22 protein-coding genes are annotated in these 22,869 nt (G+C 66.9%); 4 read left to right on the top strand and 18 right to left on the bottom strand.

Annotated elements, in window-relative coordinates; genetic code table 11:
* Position 1 precedes the first annotated feature (1 nt).
* The 3 genes from ASPHE3_RS06895 to ASPHE3_RS06885 are packed head-to-tail and all read right to left on the bottom strand — an operon-like array spanning position 2 to position 4,062.
* Complete coding sequence (locus ASPHE3_RS06895; RefSeq protein WP_013600511.1) at positions 2 to 1,393, bottom strand: pyridoxal phosphate-dependent decarboxylase family protein; 1,392 nt, start codon at positions 1,391 to 1,393, stop codon at positions 2 to 4.
* Between the two features lie 55 nt (positions 1,394 to 1,448).
* On the bottom strand, positions 1,449 to 2,243 hold the full coding sequence (locus ASPHE3_RS06890) for a sulfite exporter TauE/SafE family protein (RefSeq protein WP_013600510.1): 795 nt from the start codon (positions 2,241 to 2,243) through the stop codon (positions 1,449 to 1,451).
* Between the two features lie 7 nt (positions 2,244 to 2,250).
* Positions 2,251 to 4,062 carry a proline--tRNA ligase gene (locus tag ASPHE3_RS06885; protein WP_013600509.1) on the bottom strand — a complete coding sequence of 604 codons (1,812 nt, stop codon included), beginning with the start codon at positions 4,060 to 4,062 and terminating at the stop codon, positions 2,251 to 2,253.
* A 394-nt stretch (positions 4,063 to 4,456) separates the two neighbouring features.
* On the opposite strand from ASPHE3_RS06885, the gene ASPHE3_RS06880 reads away from it, so the two are divergent.
* From ASPHE3_RS06880 to ASPHE3_RS06870, 3 genes are read left to right on the top strand one after another with little or no spacing between them, the layout of a single operon-like run.
* Positions 4,457 to 5,278 (top strand): ABC transporter ATP-binding protein, encoded by an 822-nt coding sequence (locus tag ASPHE3_RS06880; protein WP_013600508.1) that lies wholly within the window; start codon positions 4,457 to 4,459, stop codon positions 5,276 to 5,278.
* Positions 5,279 to 5,289: 11 nt separating this feature from the next.
* Positions 5,290 to 6,033, top strand: coding sequence for an ABC transporter permease (locus ASPHE3_RS06875; RefSeq protein ID WP_013600507.1), 744 nt, complete (start codon positions 5,290 to 5,292; stop codon positions 6,031 to 6,033).
* Positions 6,030 to 6,653 (top strand): TetR/AcrR family transcriptional regulator, encoded by a 624-nt coding sequence (locus ASPHE3_RS06870; RefSeq protein WP_120692652.1) that lies wholly within the window; start codon positions 6,030 to 6,032, stop codon positions 6,651 to 6,653. Before ASPHE3_RS06875 ends, ASPHE3_RS06870 begins: the two co-directional genes overlap by 4 nt.
* A gap of 64 nt (positions 6,654 to 6,717) precedes the next feature.
* On the opposite strand, the gene ASPHE3_RS06865 is transcribed toward ASPHE3_RS06870, so the two are convergent.
* From ASPHE3_RS06865 to ASPHE3_RS06825, 9 genes are all read right to left on the bottom strand, one after another.
* Positions 6,718 to 7,608 carry a GNAT family N-acetyltransferase gene (locus ASPHE3_RS06865; RefSeq protein ID WP_013600505.1) on the bottom strand — a complete coding sequence of 297 codons (891 nt, stop codon included), beginning with the start codon at positions 7,606 to 7,608 and terminating at the stop codon, positions 6,718 to 6,720.
* Positions 7,571 to 8,737 (bottom strand): flavodoxin-dependent (E)-4-hydroxy-3-methylbut-2-enyl-diphosphate synthase, encoded by a 1,167-nt coding sequence (gene ispG / locus ASPHE3_RS06860; RefSeq protein WP_013600504.1) that lies wholly within the window; start codon positions 8,735 to 8,737, stop codon positions 7,571 to 7,573. Before ispG ends, ASPHE3_RS06865 begins: the two co-directional genes overlap by 38 nt.
* Before the next feature lie 34 nt (positions 8,738 to 8,771).
* Positions 8,772 to 9,065: a YciI family protein gene (locus tag ASPHE3_RS06855; RefSeq protein ID WP_013600503.1), complete on the bottom strand. Its 294-nt coding sequence runs from the start codon at positions 9,063 to 9,065 to the stop codon at positions 8,772 to 8,774.
* Between the two features lie 85 nt (positions 9,066 to 9,150).
* Positions 9,151 to 9,663 (bottom strand): hypothetical protein, encoded by a 513-nt coding sequence (locus ASPHE3_RS06850; protein ID WP_013600502.1) that lies wholly within the window; start codon positions 9,661 to 9,663, stop codon positions 9,151 to 9,153.
* Positions 9,660 to 10,337 (bottom strand): MarR family transcriptional regulator, encoded by a 678-nt coding sequence (locus ASPHE3_RS06845; RefSeq protein WP_013600501.1) that lies wholly within the window; start codon positions 10,335 to 10,337, stop codon positions 9,660 to 9,662. The genes ASPHE3_RS06850 and ASPHE3_RS06845 overlap by 4 nt, the downstream gene beginning before the upstream one ends.
* Before the next feature lie 106 nt (positions 10,338 to 10,443).
* Complete coding sequence (locus tag ASPHE3_RS06840; RefSeq protein ID WP_013600500.1) at positions 10,444 to 11,775, bottom strand: M50 family metallopeptidase; 1,332 nt, start codon at positions 11,773 to 11,775, stop codon at positions 10,444 to 10,446.
* A 17-nt stretch (positions 11,776 to 11,792) separates the two neighbouring features.
* Positions 11,793 to 12,977, bottom strand: coding sequence for a 1-deoxy-D-xylulose-5-phosphate reductoisomerase (gene dxr, locus ASPHE3_RS06835; protein WP_013600499.1), 1,185 nt, complete (start codon positions 12,975 to 12,977; stop codon positions 11,793 to 11,795).
* A gap of 71 nt (positions 12,978 to 13,048) precedes the next feature.
* Positions 13,049 to 14,137, bottom strand: a complete 1,089-nt coding sequence (locus ASPHE3_RS06830) for an NAD(P)/FAD-dependent oxidoreductase (protein WP_013600498.1) — start codon at positions 14,135 to 14,137, stop codon at positions 13,049 to 13,051.
* A 64-nt stretch (positions 14,138 to 14,201) separates the two neighbouring features.
* Positions 14,202 to 14,945 carry a sulfite exporter TauE/SafE family protein gene (locus ASPHE3_RS06825; RefSeq protein WP_013600497.1) on the bottom strand — a complete coding sequence of 248 codons (744 nt, stop codon included), beginning with the start codon at positions 14,943 to 14,945 and terminating at the stop codon, positions 14,202 to 14,204.
* 47 nt (positions 14,946 to 14,992) lie between these two features.
* Here ASPHE3_RS06825 and ASPHE3_RS06820 point away from each other — a divergent pair, with 47 nt between their 5' ends.
* Positions 14,993 to 16,462, top strand: a complete 1,470-nt coding sequence (locus ASPHE3_RS06820) for a lipase maturation factor family protein (RefSeq protein ID WP_041652651.1) — start codon at positions 14,993 to 14,995, stop codon at positions 16,460 to 16,462.
* Positions 16,463 to 16,469: 7 nt separating this feature from the next.
* On the opposite strand, the gene ASPHE3_RS06815 is transcribed toward ASPHE3_RS06820, so the two are convergent.
* Genes ASPHE3_RS06815 through ASPHE3_RS06790 form a run of 6 tightly spaced genes read right to left on the bottom strand, consistent with a single transcriptional unit; the run spans position 16,470 to position 22,869 of the window.
* Entirely contained in the window at positions 16,470 to 17,309 is an 840-nt protein-coding gene (locus tag ASPHE3_RS06815; protein ID WP_013600495.1) for an HpcH/HpaI aldolase/citrate lyase family protein, read from the bottom strand.
* Positions 17,306 to 17,860, bottom strand: coding sequence for a MaoC family dehydratase (locus tag ASPHE3_RS06810; RefSeq protein ID WP_013600494.1), 555 nt, complete (start codon positions 17,858 to 17,860; stop codon positions 17,306 to 17,308). The genes ASPHE3_RS06815 and ASPHE3_RS06810 overlap by 4 nt, the downstream gene beginning before the upstream one ends.
* Positions 17,857 to 18,624: a CoA transferase subunit B gene (locus ASPHE3_RS06805; protein ID WP_013600493.1), complete on the bottom strand. Its 768-nt coding sequence runs from the start codon at positions 18,622 to 18,624 to the stop codon at positions 17,857 to 17,859. The genes ASPHE3_RS06810 and ASPHE3_RS06805 overlap by 4 nt, the downstream gene beginning before the upstream one ends.
* A gap of 2 nt (positions 18,625 to 18,626) precedes the next feature.
* Complete coding sequence (locus ASPHE3_RS06800) at positions 18,627 to 19,415, bottom strand: CoA transferase subunit A (RefSeq protein WP_013600492.1); 789 nt, start codon at positions 19,413 to 19,415, stop codon at positions 18,627 to 18,629.
* Between the two features lie 50 nt (positions 19,416 to 19,465).
* Entirely contained in the window at positions 19,466 to 20,629 is a 1,164-nt protein-coding gene (locus ASPHE3_RS06795; protein WP_013600491.1) for an acyl-CoA dehydrogenase family protein, read from the bottom strand.
* A gap of 2 nt (positions 20,630 to 20,631) precedes the next feature.
* Positions 20,632 to 22,869: an ATP-binding protein gene (locus ASPHE3_RS06790; protein WP_013600490.1), complete on the bottom strand. Its 2,238-nt coding sequence runs from the start codon at positions 22,867 to 22,869 to the stop codon at positions 20,632 to 20,634.

The following is a 22,869-nucleotide window of genomic DNA, read 5'->3' as shown; positions in this document are numbered from 1 at the left end:
GTTAACCTGCCCGTACAGCTGTGAGGGCGCTGGCCACGGCGTCCACTGCCGTCCGGACGTCCTCCCCCGCAGTCTGCCAGTTGCTGACGGACACCCTCAGGATGTCCCGGTCCCGCCAGCGTGAACCGGACATCCATACCTTGCCGTCCCCGATGATCCTTGCTGTCACTGCGCGGGTTGTGGCGTCGTCGCCGAAGGCAACGGACACCTGGGCGTAGCCGACGTCGTTCAGCACCTCCACTCCGTCCAGCCCGGCCAGTCCGGCGGCGATGTCCGAGGCGGCAGCGGCCATTCCCCTGACTTGCGCGGCCACTCCCTCCCGGCCCAGGCTCTTCAAGGCGGCCCACACGGGCACGCCGCGTGCACGGCGGGACAGCTCCGGGACTTTCTCGAACGGGTCGCCCGGGCCTTCGGCATCCTGGATGAGGTAGCTGGTATGCAGGCCCATGGCTGAGCGGAGGGCGGAAGCGTCCCGGACAATGGCGATGCCGCAGTCGTAAGGCACGTTGAGGGTCTTGTGGGCGTCAGTGCCCCAGGAGTCGGCGTCCTCATATCCCCGGGTCAGGCGGCGCAGCTCGGGGGCTGCTGCCGCCCACAGCCCAAAGGCGCCATCCACATGCACCCACGCTCCGTGTTGTCGGGCGATCCGGATGGCCTCGGGAAACGGATCGAACGCGCCGGAATGCAGGTTTCCGGCCTGCAGGCAGACCAGCGCAGGTCCGGATCCGTCTGCCAGGGCTGCCTCCAGGGCTTCCGGGACCAGGCGCCCCTGGCCGTCGGCGTCAACCACTGTGGGCTGCCCCAGGCCGAGATAGCGCAGCCCAAGGTCCACGGTGTCGTGCCGTTCCTTCCCCACGAAGCAGCGGATGCGCGGCGCCCCGAAGAGACCATCCCGGTCCAGGTCCCAGCCGGCGTCAGCCAGGAGGCGCCACCTCGCTGCAGCCATTCCCGTGAAGTTCGCCATGGTGGCGCCGGTGACAAAGCCCACATCGGAACCCGGCGGGAGTCCCAGCAGCTCAAGGAGCCAGTTGCCGGCGCATTCCTCGATGGCGGCCATGGCTGGCGTGGCGTAGCGCAGCCCGGAATTCTGGTCCCAGGAGCTCACCAGCCAGTCCGAGGCAAGGGCAGCGGGCAGCGTCCCTCCGATGACCCAGCCAAAGAACCGGCCGGAGGGCATCGCCATCAGGCCCGGTTCTGCCGCCCGGGCCAGGAAATCCACCACCTCCTCGGCCGGCATTCCGTCCTGCGGCAAGGGTCCGCCGAAGATTCCGGTGAGGTCATGGGCAGGCACCGCGGGACCCACCCGCCGGGTGGAAAGGCTGTTTAGCCAAGCTGCCGAGTGGCGGGCTGCCGCTGCCAAAGCGGGGCCGTACTGGTCGTCGCCGTGTGACATAACTGCATGCTACGCCTCACTTCAGGCAGCGACGAGGCCGGACAGTTGCGTACCGTCAGGCGAAGTTTTCCTGCCACACGTCGTAGCCCAGCTTCATGATGAGGGCGGACACCACCAGCAGGAAGACCACCCGGACGAAGCGGCTTCCCTGCTTCACGGCCGTCCGCGCCCCCAGGTAGCCGCCGGCCATGTTGGCTGCACCCAGGAGCAGGCCCAGTCCCCACAGGAGCGACCCGTGCGGCAGGAAGAACAGCAGTGCGCCCGCATTGGTGGCCATGTTCACGATCTTCGCTTTGGCGCTGGCTTCCAGGAAGGCATAGCCCATGGCCGAGACCAGGGCAATCACCAGGAAGGAGCCGGTGCCCGGCCCGATGAGGCCGTCATAAAAGCCAATGACGGCGCCGATCAGGCAGGCCACCACATAGTGCTTGTGTCCGTCGTGGCGCAACACGGTGATGCCGCCGACGTCCGGTTTCAGCGCCGTGAAAAGCGCGACGGCGACCAGTGCCGTGACGATGATGGGCTTGAACACGCTCGCCGGCAGCGAGGCCGCCAGGACGGCGCCGCCGAAGCTGCCCGCCAAGGCGATGACGGCCATGGGCAGCGCCGTCCGAAGATCGGGCCCCACGCGCCGGTAGTACGTGGCAGCGCTCGTGGCGGTGCCGAAAATCGAGCCCATCTTGTTGGTGGCCAACGCCTGGACCGGGGTGATGCCGGGGACGAGCAACAGGGCGGGGAGCTGGATCAGCCCGCCCCCGCCCACTACTGCGTCCACCCAGCCGGCTGCGAAGCCGGCCAGCACGATCAACAGGAGAGTGGCCAGCCCGAGCGATTCGAGTCCGGACTCCACCGGCGCCTCAGCTGGCGCGGACGGCGTTGACTACGTAGTCAACAGCCTTGTCCACCGCCACGTTCTCGGCTTCGCCGCTGCGGCGGTCCTTGATCTCCACCACGCCGTCCACCAGCCCGCGGCCCACCGCCAGGATGGTGGGAACGCCCACCAGTTCGGCGTCGCCAAACTTGACGCCAGGCGACACCTTGGGCCGGTCATCCAGCAGGACGTCAAGGCCGGCTGCTTCAAGTTCCGCTGCCAGCCGCTCGGCGGTGGCAAAGATTTCTTCGCCCTTGCCCACGGCCACCACGTGGACGTCTGCCGGCGCAACAGCGCGCGGCCACACCAGGCCCCTGGCGTCGTGGTTCGACTCTGCCAGTGCTGCAACAGCCCTGGTGACGCCCACGCCGTAGGAGCCCATCGTGACGGTGACCTGCTTGCCGTTCTGGTCCAGCACCTTCAGCTCCAGGGCCTCGGCGTACTTGCGGCCCAGCTGGAAGATGTGGCCCATCTCGATGCCACGGGCGATCTCCAGGGGACCCGAGCCGTCCGGCGCCGGATCGCCCTCGCGGACCTCGGTGCACTCGATGACTCCGTCCCAGGTAAAGTCGCGGCCTGCCACCAGCCCGTACACATGCTTGCCGGCCTCGTTGGCCCCCGTGATCCAGGCCGTCCCGCGGACCACGCGCGGGTCCACCAGGTACAAGAGCTTCGTTGCGCTTTCGGCGCCCAGCAGCGATTCGTCCAGGGACATGCCCGGGCCGAGGTAGCCCTTGACGATGAGGGGCTGCTTCTTGAGGTCTTCGTCGTTGGCGGCTTCGAGGCCGATTTCACCGGCGATCGGCAGGAAGGAGCCGATGTTGGCCTCGACGCGCTTCAGGTCCACACCGCGGTCGCCCGGGACACCGATGACCACCAGCTGGCGGTCGCCGGTGGGCAGGGTCACGGCGAGCACCACGTTCTTCAACGTGTCGGCGGCAGTCCATGCGCCGCCGTCGGCCTCAGTGCGCGGGGCCAGCGCGTTGGAGGCGGTGACCAGGGTATCGATGGTGGGGGTGTCAGGGGTGTCGCGGACGACGGCGGCCGGGGCACCGGTGAAATCGATCTCGCCGGGGACGACGGTGGTGACGGCTTCGACGTTCGCTGCGTAGCCGCCCGCCGAGCGGACGAAGGTGTCCTCGCCGATGTCGGTTGGGTGCAGGAATTCCTCGCTCTTGGACCCGCCCATGGCCCCGGCCGTGGCGGTGACCGGGATGACTTCCAGGCCCAGCCGCTCGAAGATGCGCAAGTAGGCGCCGCGGTGGGCGGCGTAACTGGCGTCCAGGCCGGCGTCGTCCACGTCGAAGGAGTAGGAGTCCTTCATGATGAACTCGCGGCCGCGCAGCAGGCCCGCGCGGGGACGTGCCTCGTCGCGGTACTTGTTCTGGATCTGGTAGAGGCTCAGCGGCAGGTCTTTATAGGAGGAGTACAGGTCCTTGACCAGCAGGGTGAACATTTCCTCGTGCGTGGGGGCCAGGAGGTAGTCGGCACCCTTGCGGTCCTGGAGCCGGAACAGCCCCTCGCCGTACTCCGTCCACCGGTTGGTGGCCTCGTAGGGTTCGCGCGGAAGGAGCGCCGGGAAATGGACTTCCTGGGCACCAATGGCAGCCATCTCCTCGCGAATGACGGCCTCGACCTTCCGCAGGACGCTGAGGCCCAGCGGCAGCCAGGTGTAGATGCCGGGGGCGGCGCGGCGGATGTAGCCTGCACGGACCAGGAGCCGATGGCTGGCAACCTCGGCATCGACGGGATCTTCACGCAGGGTGCGCAGGAACAGCTGGGACAGTCGTGTAACCACGGGTGGGTATCCGTTTCTGGGGAAGTGCTGGAGCAGCAGGGCCGGGATTTCGTCTGGGTACTAATCTACCGGCACGGGAGGCCCTGCCCGGACTCCCGCCGGACACAGTAGAGCCACGCCCGGGAATACAAAGCCCCTGGCCCCCCAACGAGGCTGGTCATCGTATCCGGGCGTGGCTCAACGCCGTTATCGCCTAAGTACTGGTGAGGACTGGTGAGACCGCCCACGCCACTCCAGCGCAGCTAGATCGAACCTATGTGATCCGGGGCACGTTGACAAGTATTTTCCCGAATCCTGCCGTTGACCACTCCAGCGGCGAGGTCTAGTTTTAATTCATCGGGTGATGAATTAGGGCCGCAAGACTGCGGCACGCGTAACCCCGGCGGAGGCTGTCATGTCCCATTCCACAGCAGCACCAAGGGTCCCGGCGGACGGGCCGGAACCTGCCATTGTTGCTTCCGGGCTGGACGTCCGGCGCGGCAAGGTGCCCGTTCTTCGAGCCCTTGACTTCGCCCTCCCGGCCGGCAGGATCACGGGCCTGCTGGGACCGTCCGGCAGCGGAAAGACCACCCTGATGAGGGCTATTGTCGGCGTCCAGCGGCTTGCCTCCGGAACGGTCCAGGTGCTTGGGCTTCCTGCCGGCAGTGCCGCCCTCCGCCACCGGGTGGGCTATGTGACCCAGTCGCCAAGCCTGTATCCGGACCTGACCGTGGAAGCGAACGTCCGATACTTCGGGGCCATGCACCGGAAGCGGAAAGCCGACGCGGCGGAGGCGATCGCCGCCGTCGGGCTTGAACGCCAGGCGCGGCAGAAGGCCGCGGACCTGTCCGGCGGCGAGATCAGCCGCGCTTCCCTGGCCTGCGCGCTGGTATCCCGTCCCCGGCTGCTGGTGCTGGACGAACCCACAGTGGGGCTGGACCCGGTGCTGCGCGCTGATCTCTGGAGCCGGTTCCGCTCCATGGCTGACGCCGGAACAACCCTCCTGGTGTCCAGCCACGTGATGGAGGAAGCCAGCCGGTGCGACCAGCTGCTCCTGCTGCGGGGAGGAAGGCTGCTCGCGCACCTGACACCGGAGGAACTGAGCCGGCGCGGACACAGCAGCGACCTTGAGCAGGCTTTCCTGCACATCATCGAGGAGTCCGCTGATGGGGGAAGGCCGGCTGCTGTTGAGGACGCCGGGCTGCCCGGCGCTGCCGGGATGCGGAGGGGGCAGTGATGGATCCCAGGATGATGCTCGCCACCACCCGCCGGGTGCTGGACCAGTTGCGCCACGACCACCGCAGCGTCGCCATGATCCTGGTGGTACCCGCACTGCTCCTTACGGCCGTGTACTTCCTCTATGAGAACGAGACGCTGCCGCCGGGGGTCCCCCGCACGTTCGACCGCGTGGGCCTGATGATGCTGGCCATTTTTCCCTTCGTGGTGATGTTCCTGGTCACGTCCATCACCATGCTGCGTGAACGCACGTCCGGAACCCTGGAGCGGCTGCTGACGACGCCGGTGCACAAGGCCGACCTTCTGTTCGGCTATGGCCTGGCGTTCTCGATCATGGCCGCCCTGCAGTCGCTGGTGGCCACAGCGGTGGCGTACTGGATCTTCGACCTGGATATTCTGGGGTCCCCCGGCTACGTGGTCTTCATCGCTGTGATCAACGCAGTCCTGGGCGTGGCACTGGGCCTGTTCTGTTCGGCATTTGCCAGGACCGAGTTCCAGGCGGTGCAGTTCATGCCGGTGGTGGTCGTGCCGCAGATACTGCTCTGCGGGCTTTTCGTGCCCCGGGACCGCATGAACGACGTTCTCGAGGCGGTCTCGAATGTCCTCCCGCTGACGTTCTCCGTGGATGCCCTGCAGGAAGTCGCGGCACATGCCGAGGCAACGGCCCGGCTGTGGCAGGACGCCGGCATCATGGCGGCGATCGTGCTGGGTGTCCTGGTGCTGGCTGCATTCACCCTGCGGCGGCAAAGCCCGTGAGCGTCCCCGCGGAGAAGAAGCAGCCCGCCGTGGCACGCAGGGGCCGCCGCGGCGGAACCACGGCATCACGGGGCCATATCCTCGAAGCTGCCAGGCGGCTCTTCGCTGAGCACGGGTTCGAAGGGACAAGCCTGCGGCAGGTGGCCCGGTCCGCCGGCGTGGATCCCGCCATGATCCACCACTTCTTCAAGGGCAAGGACGAGCTCTTCGCCTTGAGCGTGGAGCTTCCGGCCAACCCGGAGGAGGTGTTGGCCGGCGTGGAAGATTCCCGCCCCGGGGAGCGCGCCGAACTGATCGTCCGCGCCGTGCTGCGGCTGTGGGAAAGCCCGGCCCAGCCCAGCCTGGTGGCCTTCCTGCGCGGGACCGTCGGGTCAAAGGCGAAAACGGCCTTGCTGAGGGAAACCGTCACCCGCGCCATCATCAACCGCATCATGGCAGGGGTGCCGGGGACGAAAGAGGAAGTGGCGCTCCGCGGGGACCTGGTGGCAACCCAGATGGTGGGACTGATGATGGTCCGCTATGTGGTCCGGCTGGAACCGCTGGCGTCCGCCCCGCCCGAGGATGTGGTGCGGCTGGTTGCCCCGAATGTGCAGCGGTACCTGACCGGAGACCTCAGCTGACAAGGGCGGCTGTGCTGGCAGGGAGCCGCAGCCAACGGCGTCACCAACTCTCAGGTCAATACAGCTAGAAGAGCACCGTGGCGAACGTTCCAACCTGCTGGAAGCCAACCCGTTCGTAGGTGGACCGTGCCCGCGTGTTGAAGCCGTTGACGTACAGGCTGGTGATGGGGGCGACTTTTTGGGCCTGCTCCACCACCGCCGCCATGTATCCGGAGCTAAGCCCCTGGCCACGGTACAGGGGGTTCATCCAGACGCCCTGGATCTGGGTGACTTCGGAAGTGACGGCGCCCAGTTCGGCCTTGAACACCACCTCACGGGCAGCGTTGAGGTGTACCAGGGAGTGTCCTTGCCGGATCAGGCCTTCGACCCGCCGGCTGTAGAACTCCCTGCCGCCCAGAAAGGGTGAGTAGCCCACTTCTTCCTCGAACATGGCGGCGCAGGCAGGAAGGATACGGTCGAAGTCAGCCAGGTTTCCGGGCCCCAGCGCCGGGTTCGGCTGCACTGACGGCTGGCCCTCAATGGTCATCAGGGGCTGGTCCGGCCGTACCTCGTGCGCACGGTGGCCCAGTTCAATGAGTTCCGCGTGGAGGGCAAGAACAGCGGCGGCGGGTCCGAACGCGGAGGCATAGCGGCGCCCGGATCCGTTGGCGGCTGCAGCAACCACTCCCGCCAGGGCCGGGTCCAGCTGGACGGGCACCAGGTTCGCCCCGGCCCAGCACGCACCCGCCAGGACACCGTCGTCGAACACGCCCAGGACGCCGGCACCGCCGCTGGTGGGCGCGGCAGTACCGGCGGCGCGCAGGTGCGCAAGGATGAACACATTGGTGACCGGATCCCGCTGGGCGAGCAGCCTGAGGGCGGCGGTGTCCTCGCCGTCCAGGGTCCGGACCGAAATCCCCGGCGGATCGGGGACGTCCTTACGAGACGCTAACCACGGGGCTACCCTTGACAGCATCTTCGCCATCGGCCTCCCCCATCTCTTCCGCGATACGCATGGCCTCTTCGATCAGTGTCTCAACAATCTGGCTCTCGGGGACAGTCTTGATGACTTCCCCCTTCACAAAGATCTGGCCCTTGCCGTTGCCGGAGGCAACGCCAAGATCTGCTTCGCGGGCCTCGCCCGGTCCGTTGACGACGCAGCCCATGACCGCCACGCGCAGCGGGATCTCCATTCCCTCCAGTCCGGCAGTGACCTGCTCGGCCAGGGTGTAGACATCCACCTGGGCCCGTCCGCAGGAGGGGCAGGACACAATTTCCAGCTTGCGGGGCCGCAGGTTGAGCGACTGCAGGATCTGGTTGCCCACCTTGATCTCCTCCACCGGCGGGGCCGAGAGGGAGACGCGGATGGTGTCGCCGATGCCCCTGGACAGCAGGGCACCGAAGGCCGTGGCCGATTTGATGGTGCCTTGGAAGGCGGGTCCGGCCTCGGTGACGCCGAGGTGCAGGGGCCAGTCGCCCTTTTCGGCCAGCATCTCGTAGGCCGCCACCATGATGACGGGGTCGTTGTGCTTGACCGAAATCTTGAAGTCGTGGAAGCCGTGCTCCTCAAAGAGTGAGGCTTCCCAGACGGCGGACTCCACCAGTGCTTCCGGGGTGGCCTTGCCGTACTTCTTGAGGATGCCCGGTTCCAAGGAGCCGGCGTTCACGCCGATGCGGATGGACGTCCCGTGGTCGCGGGCGGCTGCTGCGATCTCCTTGACCTGGTCGTCAAACTTGCGGATGTTTCCGGGGTTCACCCGAACCGCTGCACAGCCTGCCTCAATTGCCGCAAAGACGTACTTGGGCTGGAAGTGGATGTCCGCGATCACCGGGATCTGAGACTTCCGGGCGATGATGGGAAGCGCTTCGGCGTCGTCGGCCGACGGACAGGCAACGCGCACGATGTCGCAGCCCGACGCCGTCAGTTCAGCGATCTGCTGCAGCGTGGCGTTGATGTCCGTGGTGGGGGTGGTGGTCATGGACTGCACGCTGATGGGCGAGTCAGATCCAACTCCCACGGACCCCACTTTGATCTGGCGCGTCTTGCGGCGGGGGGCAAGGACGGGGGGCGGTGCTGAGGGCATTCCCAGGCTGACCGAGGTCACGAGGACTCCTAGAGTTTCGAAAAGGGGAGGCGGCTTATGCGGCCAGGCCGGCCAGCATGCCGGTCACTGGCGACCATTCGGTGATGCGTGTTCCGGCGATCACTCCGGCGGTTGCGAACGGATCCTGCTTGAGGATCGAGTTGAGGGCTGCTTCGTCGGCTGCCTTGAAAATCAGCAGCGCACCGGCGCCGTCACCGTAGGGTCCGCTGGCGAGGATGGCCCCGTCCTGGGCCAGGCCGGCGGTCCATTCGCGGTGTGCCGGCCGGACGGCGTTGCGTTCTTCGGTGGATTCGGCGGCGTAAACGTACTCAACGGCAAAAACTGTCATACCGCTACCCTATCGCCCCGCCTGCCTTCGCACCCATCCGGGCGCCGCCGGGAGGCCCGGGAAGGCGGGATGCCTGCGGAACCGGTCAGGACAGGAAGATGACCTTGATGACCGCCGCCGTTCCTGCCGCCCACAACATGGATGCCAGGGTTCCGATGATGAACCGTTCTGCCGCCACAGGTGTTTCCTTCAGTTCGGCGAACCGGCCCAGGCCCTTGATGGCCACAATGTAGGCGATGGCTACCGGCTGGCCGGTGAGGATGGCCAGGCACACTCCCAGCCGCTCCAGGATTCCGATGATGGCACCGCCCCGAAGGATCCGCTGGGTGGCGGCCGCGGGTTCGGAGACCGAACTTGCGGTCGACGGCGACTCTGCGGCGGCGGTCAGCTCATCGTCCACGCTCTGGCCCGTGGCAGAGGGCGGGTCCACCGTCACGTCCGCAGCGGGATCCTCGGCTGCCCGGGCGGCGTCCTCGGCGGCCTTGGCGGCGTCGGCTTTGTCATCAATGGTCCTGGCCAGGCGGAACACCAGGGCGGTTACAGGCCATCCGGCGAATCCTGCAACGAGCAGTGCCACGGTAATCCAGAGGACGTTCACCGGTTTCCTTCCATGGGGGTGCGGGCAATGCGCGCGCGGGCATAATCCAGGAGCATCGCCGCCGCTGGCCTCGCCGCCCATTCTTCCTGCCAGCCGGACCTGAGCACGGCACGGCTCACCGACTGCTCCGTTATTCCGAGCTCCCGGGCCACCTGCTTCTGGCTGCCGTGCCTGCCTTCCCCCTGGAGGGCCCGCAACCGGTCCACTACCCGCCACTGCGCTTCGGTGCGTTCCTGCACCAGGCGTCCGACCAGGCGAAGTACGGCTTGGGCATTTGCAGCGGCTATGGCGTCCTCCCGGGCCTGCGGTTTCACTTCCTTACTGCGGACCATACTGCCGGCCACCACTGACAGCGGAACCTGGCCGCCTGCCGCCTTGGCCAGCTCCACTGCCTTGCGGGCTGCCACGAAGCCGCTGCCGGATCCTTCGCGCGGGCTGGCTCCTTCAGCCAGGTGCACCGCGCCGATTCCGATTCCGATGTACCAGTGCCCGCCGCGAAGGGCGTGGAGGGCGATGTCCACCACGTCGGCGGCCTGCTCCACGACGCCCTGCAGCTCATCACCCACCGAACGTTCAAAGGGAATCGGCGTGAGGGCGCCCAGGGCCGCAATCAATTCCGGAACCCGGTCCACATCGGAGGTACTGCCGCGCTGGTCGACGGTAAGAACGTACATAGCCCAACCATAATGGGCTGATTCCGCATTATCAAACAAAACTGGCTGATTTTTGGATATCAGCCGTTATCGGCTTACGACACAGAATCACCCAATCGGCGGCAGCTCAGCCGAAGATGTTCACCGGCTTCACGATATCGGCGTAGATGAGCAGCGCACTCATCCCCATGAGGAGTGCCGCCACCACGTACGTCGCCGGGAGGAGCTTGGCGATGTCGAATGCTCCGGGGTCCGGTTTTCCGAGCAATCTGGCTACCTGCCGCCGTGCTCCCTCATACAGGGCACCGGCAACGTGACCGCCGTCCAGGGGCAGCAGCGGAATCAGGTTGAAGACCGCCAGAGCGAAGTTGAGCCCCGCCAGCAGGCCGATGAGCGCGGCAAGCCGGGACTGGACGGGGATTTCCTCCATGGCAGCCACTTCCCCGGCAACCCGGCCCACGCCCACCACGCTGATGGGCCCGTTGGGGTCGCGGGGCTCCTCGCTGAACGCCGCCTTTGCCACGCCCACCACGCGTGCCGGCAGGTTGAACACCACTCCCGCCACCTGGCGGATGTTCTCCCCCGCCATGGGCAGGACGGACGACGCCGGCTGGGCCACCAGTTCAGTCTGCGAACCTATGCCAAGGAACCCGACGTCCTGGTACTGGAGGTTGCCTGCCTCGTCGGTAGCCTGGCGTCCATCCGCCCCGATCACGGGCCGGGCGGACAGGACAGGCGTGACTGTGGTGGACACCCGGGCACCGTCGCGTTCCACGGTGATGGGCACCTCACGGCCCGCGGACGCCCGGATCCATTCCGTCAGCTGGTCCCAGCTGGTGACGGTTTTCCCGTCGAAGGAGGTGACCTTGTCATTGGGCCTGAGGCCGGCAGCGGCAGCAGGCGTGGGTTTGCAGTCCGCGGAGTCGGGGTCCACGGTCTCGCCCGCCGCCACCTGGCACTTGGAGACGTCGGAGATGGTGGTGGTGGCCGTGGCCATGCCGAAGCCCATCAGGAGCACGGCGGTGAGGAGCACGCCAAGGACCATGTTCATGGCCGGCCCGCCCAGCATCACGATGATCTTCTTCCAGACCGGAAGCCGGTAGAAGACCCGGTTTTCGTCGCCCGGCCCCACTTCCTCGTGGGCCATGGACCGCGCCTCGGTGGCAAGAGTCTGGAACATGCCCGTGCTGGAGGGACGGACGGAACCATCGTCCTTGTTGGGCGGATACATGCCGATCATGGACACGTAACCACCCAGCGGGATGGCCTTTACGCCGTACTCGGTTTCACCCTTCCGGCGTGACCAGAGCGTGGGGCCGAACCCGATCATGTACTTGGTGACACGGACCTTGAACAGCTTGGCCGGCACCAGGTGGCCCACCTCGTGGAGCGCGATGGAGGCAGCGATGCCGACCGCCACGAAGACGACGCCGAGGATAAAGAGGAGAACTGGGGACATAGACGTGCTGCTGCTTCCTAGAGACTGCTGACTGCTAAACGTTCATGGGTCCGTGCGCGTGCCCAGCCCTCAGCATCCAGCACTGACTCCACCGTCAGCCCGGAGGACCCTGAATGTTCGCTGAGGACAGCCCCGATGGTGTCCACGATGTCGGTAAACCTGATGCGGCCCGCGTGGAAGGCCGTCACGGCTTCCTCGTTCGCAGCGTTGAACACCGCCGGAAAGGTGCTGCCCTGCCTGGCGGCATCCTTGGCCAGGCCGACGGCCGGGAAGGCGTCCGTGTCCAGCGGTTCGAATGTCCAGCTGGCAGCCCGTGTCCAGTCGCAGGCGGCTGCCGCTTTCGGCACCCTGTCCGGCCAGCCCAGGCCCAGGGCGATGGGAAGGCGCATATCCGGCGGGGACGCCTGGGCGATGATCGACCCGTCAATGAACTGCACCATCGAGTGGACAACGGACTGCGGATGCACCACAACGTCGATCCGGTCCAGCGGCATATCGAACAGCAGGTGCGCCTCGATGACTTCCAGGCCTTTGTTGACCAGGGTGGCTGAGTTGGTGGTGACCATGACCCCCATGTCCCAGGTGGGGTGGGCCAGCGCCTCCTGCGGGCTCACGCTGTGCAGTTCTTCCCTGCTCCGGCCGCGGAAGGGACCGCCGGAAGCCGTGAGGATCAGTTTCTCCACTTCCGACGCCGAGCCGGAGCGCAGGCATTGGGCGATGGCCGAGTGCTCGGAATCGACGGGCACTATCTGTCCCTCGGCTGCGGCTGCCTTCACCAGCGACCCGCCCACGATGAGGGATTCCTTGTTGGCCAGGGCCAGCGTGGCGCCGGACTTGAGGGCTGCCAGGGTGGGTGCGAGCCCGATGGAGCCGGTGATGCCGTTGAGCACCACATCAGCTTCCACACCGGCGATCCTCGTGGCGGCATCCGGTCCAGCCATGATGTCAGGCCGGTAACCGTGCCGGCCGGCCGCGGAGGCAGCGTCCTCGATCAGCGCGGCCAGGCGGCGGGGATCACCTTCCGCGATGCCAACAGCGGCTGCCCCGGTGTGCACGGCCTGGCGGGCAAGGAGCTCCAGGTTGGCTCCGCCTGCGCTGAGTGCCACCACCTCGAAAAGGTCCGGGGCGCCGTCGACGACGTCAATCGCCTGGGTGCCGATGGAACCGGTGGATCCGAGGATGACGATTCTGCGTGGCTGCATTGCTTAAGTATCCCGCACAGCACCGGGCGGAAACTGCCCAAGGGGCCGCGAGAGCCACCGCAGGTACCCGCTTAGGATGTCCCGAGCCGCGATTCAGGCCGCAATGCGGCAGGCACGACGCCGGACATCGCCGTTTCCGCCAGCGCCTCCCCCAGTGCCGGCGCCTGCTTGAAGAGGTTGTGGCCCCCCACGGCGCTGAGGTTCCCCGTTGACCAGATACCGACGCCGTCATCGCCCCAGGGCAGGCGGGTCACCCAGCAGTGGACGTAGCCGGCGGGTTCCGGATCCAGGCCAGGCAATGCCTTCCGGACATATGCCGAGGCACGGGTGGCAAGCGACTCCAGGGCAGATGGGTCAACAAGGCTGCCGTCCGGGCGCGCGGCAGTCACTTCGCTCAGCCCCACGGCAAAGTGCCGGCTGTCTGCAGAGGGCGCCGCGTACACGCCGGTTTCCCCAAAAAGCCCGCTGGCATCCTGGAAGGTGGGCAGCGGAACGTCCACGTCGGCCCGCACGCGGAACGTTACCCGCGCGTGCGCGGCAAGTTCGATGGGAATGTCCAGACCCGCGCTGCGCGCCAGGGCTGCCGTCCCGCGGCCGGCGCACAGGACAACGTGGTCGAACCGGTCCACGCGGGTTCCGGTACGCACCTCCGCTCCTCCATCACTGGAGTGCCGGACCGCCAGCACGTGGTCCGGCACCAGCAGGTTTTCCAGTTCCCCCGTCAGTGCCGTAAACGCGGCGTGGGTGCGGATCGCACCACCCTCGGCGTCCAGCATGGCCTTGCCTCCGAAGGCGGCGAGGATGGGCAACCTGGCCGCAAGCTGTCCCGGCGGGACCAGCTCCACCGGAATCTCCGGCAAGCCGCTGAGAACGCGGAGCTTGTCCTCCACGCTGTCGCCGATGGCTATCGCCCCGGCAGGGGACACCAGTTCCACGCCGAAGTCCGACTCCCAGTTCCGCCAGAGGGTCCGGCTGTGCCTCACGAACGCGGCCAGCCGGACGTCATCGTGGGCGTGCCTGAAGATCCTCGACTCCCCTGCTGATTGCCCCGAGCCCGGGGTCCCGGACTCGTAGACGAGTACGTCCGCTCCCGCCTTTCGAAGGGCGTGGGCTGCTGACAGCCCGATAATGCCTGCACCTACCACCGCAACACGTGTCATGGGTCCAGCAAAACATGGTTGGGCGGGCCAGCCCAGCCCGGGACCGCGCCGGGCGGTACGGCTTTCAGGCTGCAGCCAGCTCCAGCAGCCCCTTGCCCAGTGTGGCGACAGCCCCGAGGTAGGCGATGACTGTCACGATGCGCCGGGCCGCCGCGGGATGTACCCGCCCGGACAGCAGGTCCCCGGCCACGATCCCGGTGATCATTGCCGCCAGGATGGCAAGCCACTGCCAGCCTTCCAGCCCGGGAACGTGTCCGCCGGACAGCACGTATTTGCTGATCAGCGAGGTGAAGCCGGTGGTGATGAAGTACGGCTGCAGGGTGGCGCTGAAGCTTTTCTGCTCCCAGCGGCTGGCGATCGCGTAGGCAGTGATGGCCGGGCCGCCCACTCCGGCGGCGGCATTCATCAGTCCGCTGGAGAAGCCCAGGGAAACCATGGGGGCGGCTCCGCCGGCACGCCACGAGCTCCTGGTCAGCCGCTGGGAAGCGACAAGGGCAATGATGAGCAGAAGGCCAATGCAGATCTCCAGTGGTGCTTCCGGAACATTGCTGGCAAGCCAGGCGCCGGGCAGTACCCCGGCAAGGGCTGCGAGCGCCAGCCCAAAGTACTTTTTCCAGGCCACATGCCTCCAGACCCTGGAGAGAATGAGCAGGGAGGACGACGCGCCGCAGAGGTTGATGATCATGACGCCGTCGAAGGGACCCAGGAGCACCACCAGGACCGGGGACACCAGCAGGCCGAATCCGAGGCCCGCGATGCGCTGGGCCAGCGCGCCTGCAACGACGGCCGCCAGCACCAGGACAAACATCCTTCGATCCTAGTGGCAGCCCTCTGACAAGGCGTAACGTGGACTGCGTGGACTGGCTCTCCTGGTTTGACGCGCCGGAATACGAATTCGCCCGGCAGGTGCTGCAGCGCGGGGTGGCGGCACTGTATTTCGTCGCGTTCCTGTCCTCGCTGAACCAGTTCCCGGCCTTGCTGGGTGAGCGTGGCCTCCTCCCGGTCCCCGAATACCTCTCCGGTTTTAGCCGCCTGCGCAGGCCCACCCTGTTCCGCTGGCGGTACTCTGACCGGCTGCTGCGGTGGGTATGTGCCGTTGGGCTGCTGGTCTCGGCGCTGCTCGTGGCCGGCATCCCGCAGCAGGGCCCCCCGTGGGTTCCGCTCATCGCCTTCCTGGTCCTGTGGCTGCTGTACATGTCCGTCGTGAACGTCGGCCAGACGTTCTATGGCTTCGGCTGGGAAATGCTGCTCCTGGAGGCGGGCTTCACGGTGGCTTTCCTGGGCTCGGACCAGACCGACCCGCCGCGCACCATCCTGCTCCTGATCGTGTGGCTGGTGTTCCGGCTGGAATTCGGCGCCGGGATGATCAAGATCCGCGGCGGCCGGGAATGGCGTGACCTGACGGCCCTCTACTACCACCACGAGACGCAGCCCATGCCGGGGCCGCTCAGCCGGCAGGCGCATCTCCTGCCCAAGCCCCTCCACAAGGTGGAGGTCCTTGGCAACCACTTCGCCCAGCTGGTGGTACCGTTCTTCCTGTTCGCCCCCCAACCGGTTGCCAGCATTGCAGCCGGCATTGTCATCGCCACCCAGCTCTGGCTGGTGGCCACCGGCAACTTCGCGTGGCTGAACTGGATCGCCATCGTGCTCGCGTTCGCTGCGGTCAGTGATCCGGTAGCCCACGCCGTCCTGCCGGCCATTCCGCTGGACTGGCACGGGACACCGGGCGTGGACCGGGAAACCCCGCTGTGGTGGCTGGCCATCACCCTGGCCGCCACGCTCCTGCTGGTGGTGCTCAGTTACTGGCCGCTGCGCAATCTCTTCTCCCGCCACCAGCTTATGAATGCCAGCTTCAACCGCTGGCAGCTCGTCAACACTTACGGGGCGTTCGGCACCGTGACCAAGCAGCGGATCGAGATCGTGGTGGAGGGGACCCTTGACGAGGATCCGGACGACTCCTCCGACTGGCGGGAGTACGGTTTCAGGGGCAAGCCGGGTGACGTCCGCAGGCTCCCCCGCCAGTGGGCGCCCTACCACCTGCGGCTGGACTGGCTGATGTGGTTCCTGCCGCTCAGGACAGTCCACGAGGAGTGGTTCTATGCCTTCCTCGGCAAGCTCCTGGAGGCGGACCCCCAGACGCTGAGGCTCCTGCGCCATGACCCGTTCGACGGCGCCCGGCCGCGTTGGGTGCGTGTCCGCAGCTACCACTACAGGTTCGCCAGCCGGAGGGAGTTCCGGGAGACCGGGGACCGCTGGGTGCGGACGCTGCTGTACGAGCCGATCCCGCCGCTGTCCCTGCGGCGGTCGCCGGGGCGCCGGGGTTAGCGGTCAGCTATCCCATGGCCTGGGCACGGCGAATGATTTCCTGAGCGTGTTTGAGGATGGGGCCGTCGATCATCTTTCCCTGGTACTGGAAGACCCCCGAGCCGGCTGACGCAGCAGCATCGAGGAGGGCTTCAGCGTCCGCCACCTCGGTCTCGGAGGGCGCGTAGGCGGCCCTGACCACGGCGGCCTGGCTGGGATGGATGCATGCTTTGGAGCTGAAACCGGAGGCCACGGCATCGGCTGCTTCCTCTTCCAGCCCGGCAAGGTCCGGAATGTTCGTGTACACCGCATCCACCGCTTCCTTGCCGTGGGCGCGCGCAGCGAGCAGCACAGCCGCCCGCGCGTGCAGCGCCACGGCCCGGTACCCGCCGTCGGCCTTCCTGCTGGACGTACCCCCCAACGAAGCCAGCAGGTCTTCTGCACCCCACATCAGCCCCACCACGTTCGGGGCGGCTGCGATGGCGGGGGCGTTGAGGACTCCCAGCGCTGTTTCACACAGCGCGATGACCTTGTAGCCGTCCAGCGCTTCGAGCTGCTGGACAGTTTCCGTCTTGGCCAGCATGACCGTCCGGTAGGGGGTGTGGGCGAGGCAGTGAAGATCCTTCTCGAACTCCTCGGTACCGGCGGGATTCACCCTCACGATTGTGCAGCTGGGTTCAAGCTCCGGCTCCACCCCAGTGGTTCCGAGCTGCGCAAGGATGGCGCCGCGGGCACGCTTCTTGTCCGCCGGCGCCACCGCGTCCTCAAGGTCCAGGATGACTGCGTCGGCGCGGGCGGCAGCCTTCTGGTAGCGCTCGGGCCTGTCGGCAGGGCAGAACAGCAGGGCAGGGCCCATTACAAACGTCATACCGGCATTGTCTCCTGTCCGTTTCCCCGTACGCTGCCAGGCTGCCCCGCATGGGCCTCCCGCATCCACATCAGGCAGCTCCGCGTGGCCAGCGCCACCACTGCGCCGTCCTGGTTGCGGCCCGTGTGCTGCATGGTCACAATTCCCTGGCCCGGCCGTGAGCCCGACGGCCGCTTTCCACTGATCACGGTCTCGGTGTACAGGGTGTCACCGTGATAAAGCGGATGCGGGAAGGAGACATCGGTCAGGCCCAGCTGGGCGATGATGGTGCCCTGCGTAAGCTGGGAAACTGACTGGCCAACCATCGTGGCCAGCGTGAACATCGAATTCACCAGCCGCTGGCCGAAAGGCTGGCCGGCGCTCCAGGCCGCGTCGAGGTGCAACGCCTGGGTATTCATGGTGAGCGTGGTGAACAGGACGTTGTCCGCTTCCGTGACCGTCCGCCCGGGCCGGTGGGCGTACGTGACGCCCTCCTCCAGCTCCTCGAAGTACAACCCGCGCTGCTCGATGACCCGCCCGCCGCCGTCGTCCTTCCTGCCGTGAGCGTTCATACTGTGAGTTCCCGGTCTTCCTCGAAGAGGTCCGCCCCGGTGGCTGCGGCCACGTCCTCCACTGAAACGTTGGGGGCAAGTTCGCGCAGCAGCAGCCGGGACCCCGACTGGTCCGCAACAACATCGATGACCGCAAGGTCCGTGATGATCCGGTCCACGCAGCCCTTGCCTGTCAGGGGCAGGGAACACTCCTTGACGATTTTCGGATTCCCGTTCCGGTCCACATGCTCCATCATGACGATCACCTTCTTGGCGCCGAACACCAGGTCCATGGCACCGCCCATGCCCTTGACCATCTTGCCGGGGATCATCCAGTTGGCCAGGTCGCCGTTTTCGGCCACCTCCATGGCGCCCAGGACGGCCACGTCCACGTGGCCGCCGCGGATCATGCCGAAAGACGTGGCGGAGTCGAAGAACGCAGCCCCTTTGTTGACCGTGACGGTTTCCTTGCCGGCGTTGATCAGGTCCGGATCCAGGGCGTCCTCAGCAGGATAGGGGCCGACGCCGAGGATTCCGTTCTCCGAGTGGAGCACCACTTCCACGCCGTCAGGGATGTAGTTGGGGATCAGGGTGGGCATCCCGATCCCGAGGTTGACGTACTGCCCGTTGCTGAGCTCGCGTGCCACCCGGGCGGCCAGTTCATTCCGGGTCCAGCCTTTGGCGGCGGTCCCGTCCGCCTGGACTTCGTGCTGCTGGGCCGCGGCCCGGCGGTACTCGGGCCGGACGCCTTCGGGCCTCGGAGCGTAGGGGCTGTTGGGATCCATGGCTATGCTCCTGCCTGCTGGTTGCTGTGGCCCTGGGCCGGGGCCAAGGCCACGGTCCGTTTCTCGATGCGTTTCTCCGCGTTGGCCGCCAGGACCACCCGCTGGACGAAGATGCCCGGTGTGTGGATGTGCTCCGGGTCCAGCTCTCCGGGCTCCACGAGTTCCTCCACCTCGGCGATGGTGATCCGGCCGGCCATTGCACACAGCGGGTTGAAGTTCATGGCGGTGGCGTGGAAAACCAGGTTTCCGTGGCGGTCACCCTTCCAGGCATGGACCAGGCCGAAGTCCGGGATCAAAGACTCCTCCAGCACATAGTCGACGCCGGCAAAGGCGCGCACCTCCTTCGGTGCGGAGGCGATCGCGATCCCGCCCTCGGCGTCGTACTTTTGCGGCAGGCCGCCGTCGGATACCTGGGTGCCCACGCCTGCCTTGGTGTAGAACGCCGGGATGCCCGCCCCGCCGGCGCGAAGCTTCTCGGCCAGGGTGCCCTGCGGCGTCAGCACCACCTCGAGTTCGCCGGCCAGGTATTGCCGGGCGAACTCCTTGTTCTCGCCCACGTAGGAGCTGATGGTGCGGCGGATCCGCCCGTCCCGGAGCAGGATGCCAAGGCCCCAGTCGTCCACGCCGCAGTTGTTGCTGACGGTTTCTAGGTCCGACGTTCCTGCCCGGTGCAGCGCGTCGATGAGGGTGACCGGGATACCGCAGAGTCCGAATCCGCCCACGGCCAGGGAGGCGCCGTCCGGGATGTCCGCGACGGCCTCGTCAGCGCTGGCAACAACCTTGTCAATCATCGGTGATCCTCTCAGGCCGGCTTCAGTCCCTGTTCCTTCAAATCCTTGTACTACAGACCCAGTTCGCGGGCGATCAGCATCAGCTGGACCTCGGTGGTGCCCTCCCCCACTTCAAGGATCTTGGAGTCGCGGTAGTGGCGTGCCACGGTGAACTCGTTGATGAAGCCATAGCCGCCGAACACCTGGGTGGCATCCCGCGCGTTGTCCATGGCTGCCTCGCCTGCGACCATCTTAGCGATGGCCGCCTGCGTCTTGAACGGCTTGCCGGCAAGCATGCGGAATGCCGCATCGTAGTAGGCCAGGCGGGCGGAATGGGCCCGGGCTTCCATGCGTGCGATCTTGAACGAAATGGCCTGGTACTTCCCGATGTTCTGCCCGAAAGCGCTGCGTTCCCTGGCGTACTTCACCGAGAGGTCCACGCAGCCCTGGGCTGCGCCGGTTGCCAGGGCAGCAATGGCAATGCGGCCTTCATCCAGGATGGACAGGAAGTTGGCGTAGCCGCGGCCTTCAACGCCCAGCAGGTTCGCCTCCGGGACCCGGACGTCCTGCAGCGTCAGCGGGTGGGTGTCCGAGGCGTTCCAGCCGACTTTGTTGTAAGCCTTTTCCGCTTTGAAACCGGGAGTGTCAGTGGGCACCAGGATGGTGGAAATCTCCTTCTGCACGGTGCCGTCTTCGCGTTCCTTCCGGCCTGTGACGGCGGTGACGGTGACCAGCCGGGTGATGTCCGTGCCGGAGTTGGTGATGAACTCCTTGTTGCCGTTGATGACCCACTGGCCGTCCTCTCGCCGGGCCGTGGTCTTGGTGCCGCCGGCGTCGGACCCTGCCTCCGGTTCGGTCAGGCCGAATCCCGCAAGCGCCTGGCCGGAGGCCAGCAGGGGCAGCCACTCCTGTTTCTGGGCCTCCGTGCCGAACCGGTAGATGGGCATGGCCCCCAGGGAGACCCCTGCCTCGAGGGTGATGGCCACGGACTGGTCCACCCGGCCCAACTGCTCCAGGGCGAGGGCCAGTGCGAAGTAGTCGCCGCCCATTCCGCCGAATTCCTCGGGGAAGGGCAGGCCGAACAGTCCCATTTCCGCCATCTGCTTCACCACTTCGTATGGGAAGCTGTGCTCTTCGTCGTGCTTGGCGGAAACGGGTGCCACCACGTGGTCCGCAAAGTCCCGGACGGTATCGCTGAGGTCCTGGTATTCCTCGCTGAGTTCAAACCCTGCCATGTCTAGGCTCCTTCGCCGTTGGGATCGTTAGGGGTGTTTGTATCCGCCAAGGGATGGATCGTGGCCAGGACCTGGTCCGCCTTCACCAGGTCTCCGGGACGGATGCTCAGGTGTACCGTCCCCTCCAGGGGAGCCAGCAGCTGGTGCTCCATCTTCATGGCCTCCACCGAAACCAGCACCTGCCCGGTCGCCACCGTGTCGCCGTCGCTGACCGGGACGGCGACCACCGTGCCGGGCATCGGCGAGCGTACAGCGGGGTCGGCCGCGCCTTCCTCGCGCTGGATGGCCGCAAGGACGCGTTCAAGCCGTGCTTCGCGGGTCAGGAGTTCCAGCCGGCAGGACCAGCCTTCATGGCTGAGGAAGAGCTCCGACGGGGCGCCGGGCAGCGGGTTGGTCCAGGTGGGGCCCGCCGGTCCGGTGTAGACCGGGGCCAGCGAGTACTCCCTGGCCTCGCCGTCGAGCTCCAGCCGGAGGCTGCTCCGTGATGCGAGGGACAGTGAGGCCCGGCGCACGGTGCCGCCGTCCACCTGCACGGATGCCTGGATCGGCTCAGGGCCCCGGGCAAAGCCCTCCGGCACCTCCAGGCCGCTGACCGCCACGGTGGCCACGCCGCCGTCGGGCGTTCCGATGCTGATGCGCCGCGGCGCTGCCCGGCCCACACGCCAGCCGTCCTGCCGCTGCCAGGGGCCGGCCGGCGGGAGCGGGATGTTTTGGCGTTCCAGCTCGGCGGCGAAGAGCGCGGCTGCCACGAATTCGAAGGCGCCTGCCCGGCGGAAAGCGAGTTCGGGCATCCTGCGCCCGATCAGGCCGGTGTCCAGCCGCCCGGCCCGGACGTCGCCGTCGTTAATCAGCAGGCGAAGGTACTCAACGTTCGTGTGCACGCCCAGGGCGGTGTACCCGCTGAGGGCCTCGTCCAGCGTGTCCAGGGCGTCGTTCCGGTCCCTGCCCCAGGCGATGACCTTGGAGATCATCGGATCGTAACTGGAGGAGAGCTCCAGTCCTTCGATCAGCGATGAGTCCACGCGGACCCTGCCCCGGGCGGCCGCCACTTCGGTGCGCTCCGGCGCGCTGGGCCGCTGCCGCGGGCCGGGCAGCTCCTGCAGGAGGAGCACTGTTCCTGTGGAGGGCAGGAAGTTTTTTTCGGGGACCTCCGCGTAGACCCGCGCCTCCACGGCGTGCCCGTGAAGTTCGACGTCGGCCTGCCGGACGGTGAGTTCCTGGCCCGCCGCGATGCGCACCTGCCATTCAACGAGGTCGACGCCGGTCACCATCTCCGTGACAGGGTGTTCCACCTGGAGCCGGGTGTTCATCTCCATGAAGTAGAACTCATCCGGGCTGTCGTCCGAGACGAGGAATTCGACGGTCCCGGCGCCGCTGTAATTGACGCTGCGGGCGGCATTGCAGGCGGCCTCGCCGATGCGGGCACGGATGGCCGCGCCTTCCGGATGCGATTCGAGCAAGGGCGAGGGGGCCTCTTCGATGACCTTCTGGTGGCGGCGCTGCAGCGAGCATTCACGCTCGCCCAGGTGAATGACGTTGCCGTGGTGATCCGCCAGGACCTGGACCTCTATGTGCCTTGGCGTGGAAACCAGGCGTTCCAGGAAAAGGGTGTCGTCTCCGAAGGCGCTCGCCGCCACCCGCCGGGCGGTAGCCAACGTCGCCGGAAGGTCCGCCGCGCGTTCCACTACGTGCATACCTTTCCCGCCGCCGCCTGCGGAGGGCTTGATCAACAGCGGAAAACCCACGGCCGCAGCCGCTGCAACCAGCTGCTCATCCGTCATCCCGGGCTCCGCTACGCCGGGAACCACGGGGACGCCGTAACCGGCCACGTGGTTCTTGGAGCGGATCTTGTCCCCCATAACGTCCAGCGCGTCGATGCCGGGGCCGATGAAGGTGATGCCGGCCTGGTCCAGTGCGCGGGCGAAGTCCGCGTTCTCGCTTAGGAAGCCATAGCCCGGGTGCACCGCTTCCACACCGGCCTTGCGGCAGGCGTCGATGATGGCCTCGATCTTCAGGTAGCTCTCCGTGGCCGCGGCAGGGCCGATCCGCACGGCCGTGTCAGCCTCGCGCACGTGCCGCGCACCGGCGTCGGCATCGCTGTAAACGGCAACCGAGCGGATGCCCAGGGCGCGGAGGGTGCGGATCACGCGGCAGGCGATTTCACCGCGGTTGGCCACCAGCACGGTGCGGAACATGGTCTGGCCTGGCGTTGGTGTGCCGGCGAGGGAAGGCGTTGTCAT

The sequence above is a fragment of the Pseudarthrobacter phenanthrenivorans Sphe3 genome (assembly GCF_000189535.1).
Classification (GTDB): Bacteria; Actinomycetota; Actinomycetes; order Actinomycetales; family Micrococcaceae; genus Arthrobacter; species Arthrobacter phenanthrenivorans.
The sequence above is the reverse complement of the archived record's forward strand: the minus strand, read 5'-3'. Positions and strand labels throughout refer to the sequence as shown.

Coding starts and splice junctions, on each gene's coding strand:
- ASPHE3_RS06895 (WP_013600511.1), bottom strand. CDS start 1,393: ATGTCACACGGCGACGACCAGTACGGCCCCGCTTTGGCAGCGGCAGCC.
- ASPHE3_RS06880 (WP_013600508.1), top strand. CDS start 4,457: ATGTCCCATTCCACAGCAGCACCAAGGGTCCCGGCGGACGGGCCGGAA.
- ASPHE3_RS06875 (WP_013600507.1), top strand. CDS start 5,290: ATGATGCTCGCCACCACCCGCCGGGTGCTGGACCAGTTGCGCCACGAC.
- ASPHE3_RS06865 (WP_013600505.1), bottom strand. CDS start 7,608: ATGCTGTCAAGGGTAGCCCCGTGGTTAGCGTCTCGTAAGGACGTCCCC.
- ASPHE3_RS06855 (WP_013600503.1), bottom strand. CDS start 9,065: ATGACAGTTTTTGCCGTTGAGTACGTTTACGCCGCCGAATCCACCGAA.
- ASPHE3_RS06845 (WP_013600501.1), bottom strand. CDS start 10,337: ATGTACGTTCTTACCGTCGACCAGCGCGGCAGTACCTCCGATGTGGAC.
- ASPHE3_RS06840 (WP_013600500.1), bottom strand. CDS start 11,775: ATGTCCCCAGTTCTCCTCTTTATCCTCGGCGTCGTCTTCGTGGCGGTC.
- dxr (WP_013600499.1), bottom strand. CDS start 12,977: ATGCAGCCACGCAGAATCGTCATCCTCGGATCCACCGGTTCCATCGGC.
- ASPHE3_RS06830 (WP_013600498.1), bottom strand. CDS start 14,137: ATGACACGTGTTGCGGTGGTAGGTGCAGGCATTATCGGGCTGTCAGCA.
- ASPHE3_RS06825 (WP_013600497.1), bottom strand. CDS start 14,945: ATGTTTGTCCTGGTGCTGGCGGCCGTCGTTGCAGGCGCGCTGGCCCAG.
- ASPHE3_RS06815 (WP_013600495.1), bottom strand. CDS start 17,309: ATGACGTTTGTAATGGGCCCTGCCCTGCTGTTCTGCCCTGCCGACAGG.
- ASPHE3_RS06810 (WP_013600494.1), bottom strand. CDS start 17,860: ATGAACGCTCACGGCAGGAAGGACGACGGCGGCGGGCGGGTCATCGAG.
- ASPHE3_RS06805 (WP_013600493.1), bottom strand. CDS start 18,624: ATGGATCCCAACAGCCCCTACGCTCCGAGGCCCGAAGGCGTCCGGCCC.
- ASPHE3_RS06800 (WP_013600492.1), bottom strand. CDS start 19,415: ATGATTGACAAGGTTGTTGCCAGCGCTGACGAGGCCGTCGCGGACATC.
- ASPHE3_RS06795 (WP_013600491.1), bottom strand. CDS start 20,629: ATGGCAGGGTTTGAACTCAGCGAGGAATACCAGGACCTCAGCGATACC.
- ASPHE3_RS06790 (WP_013600490.1), bottom strand. CDS start 22,869: ATGACAACGCCTTCCCTCGCCGGCACACCAACGCCAGGCCAGACCATG.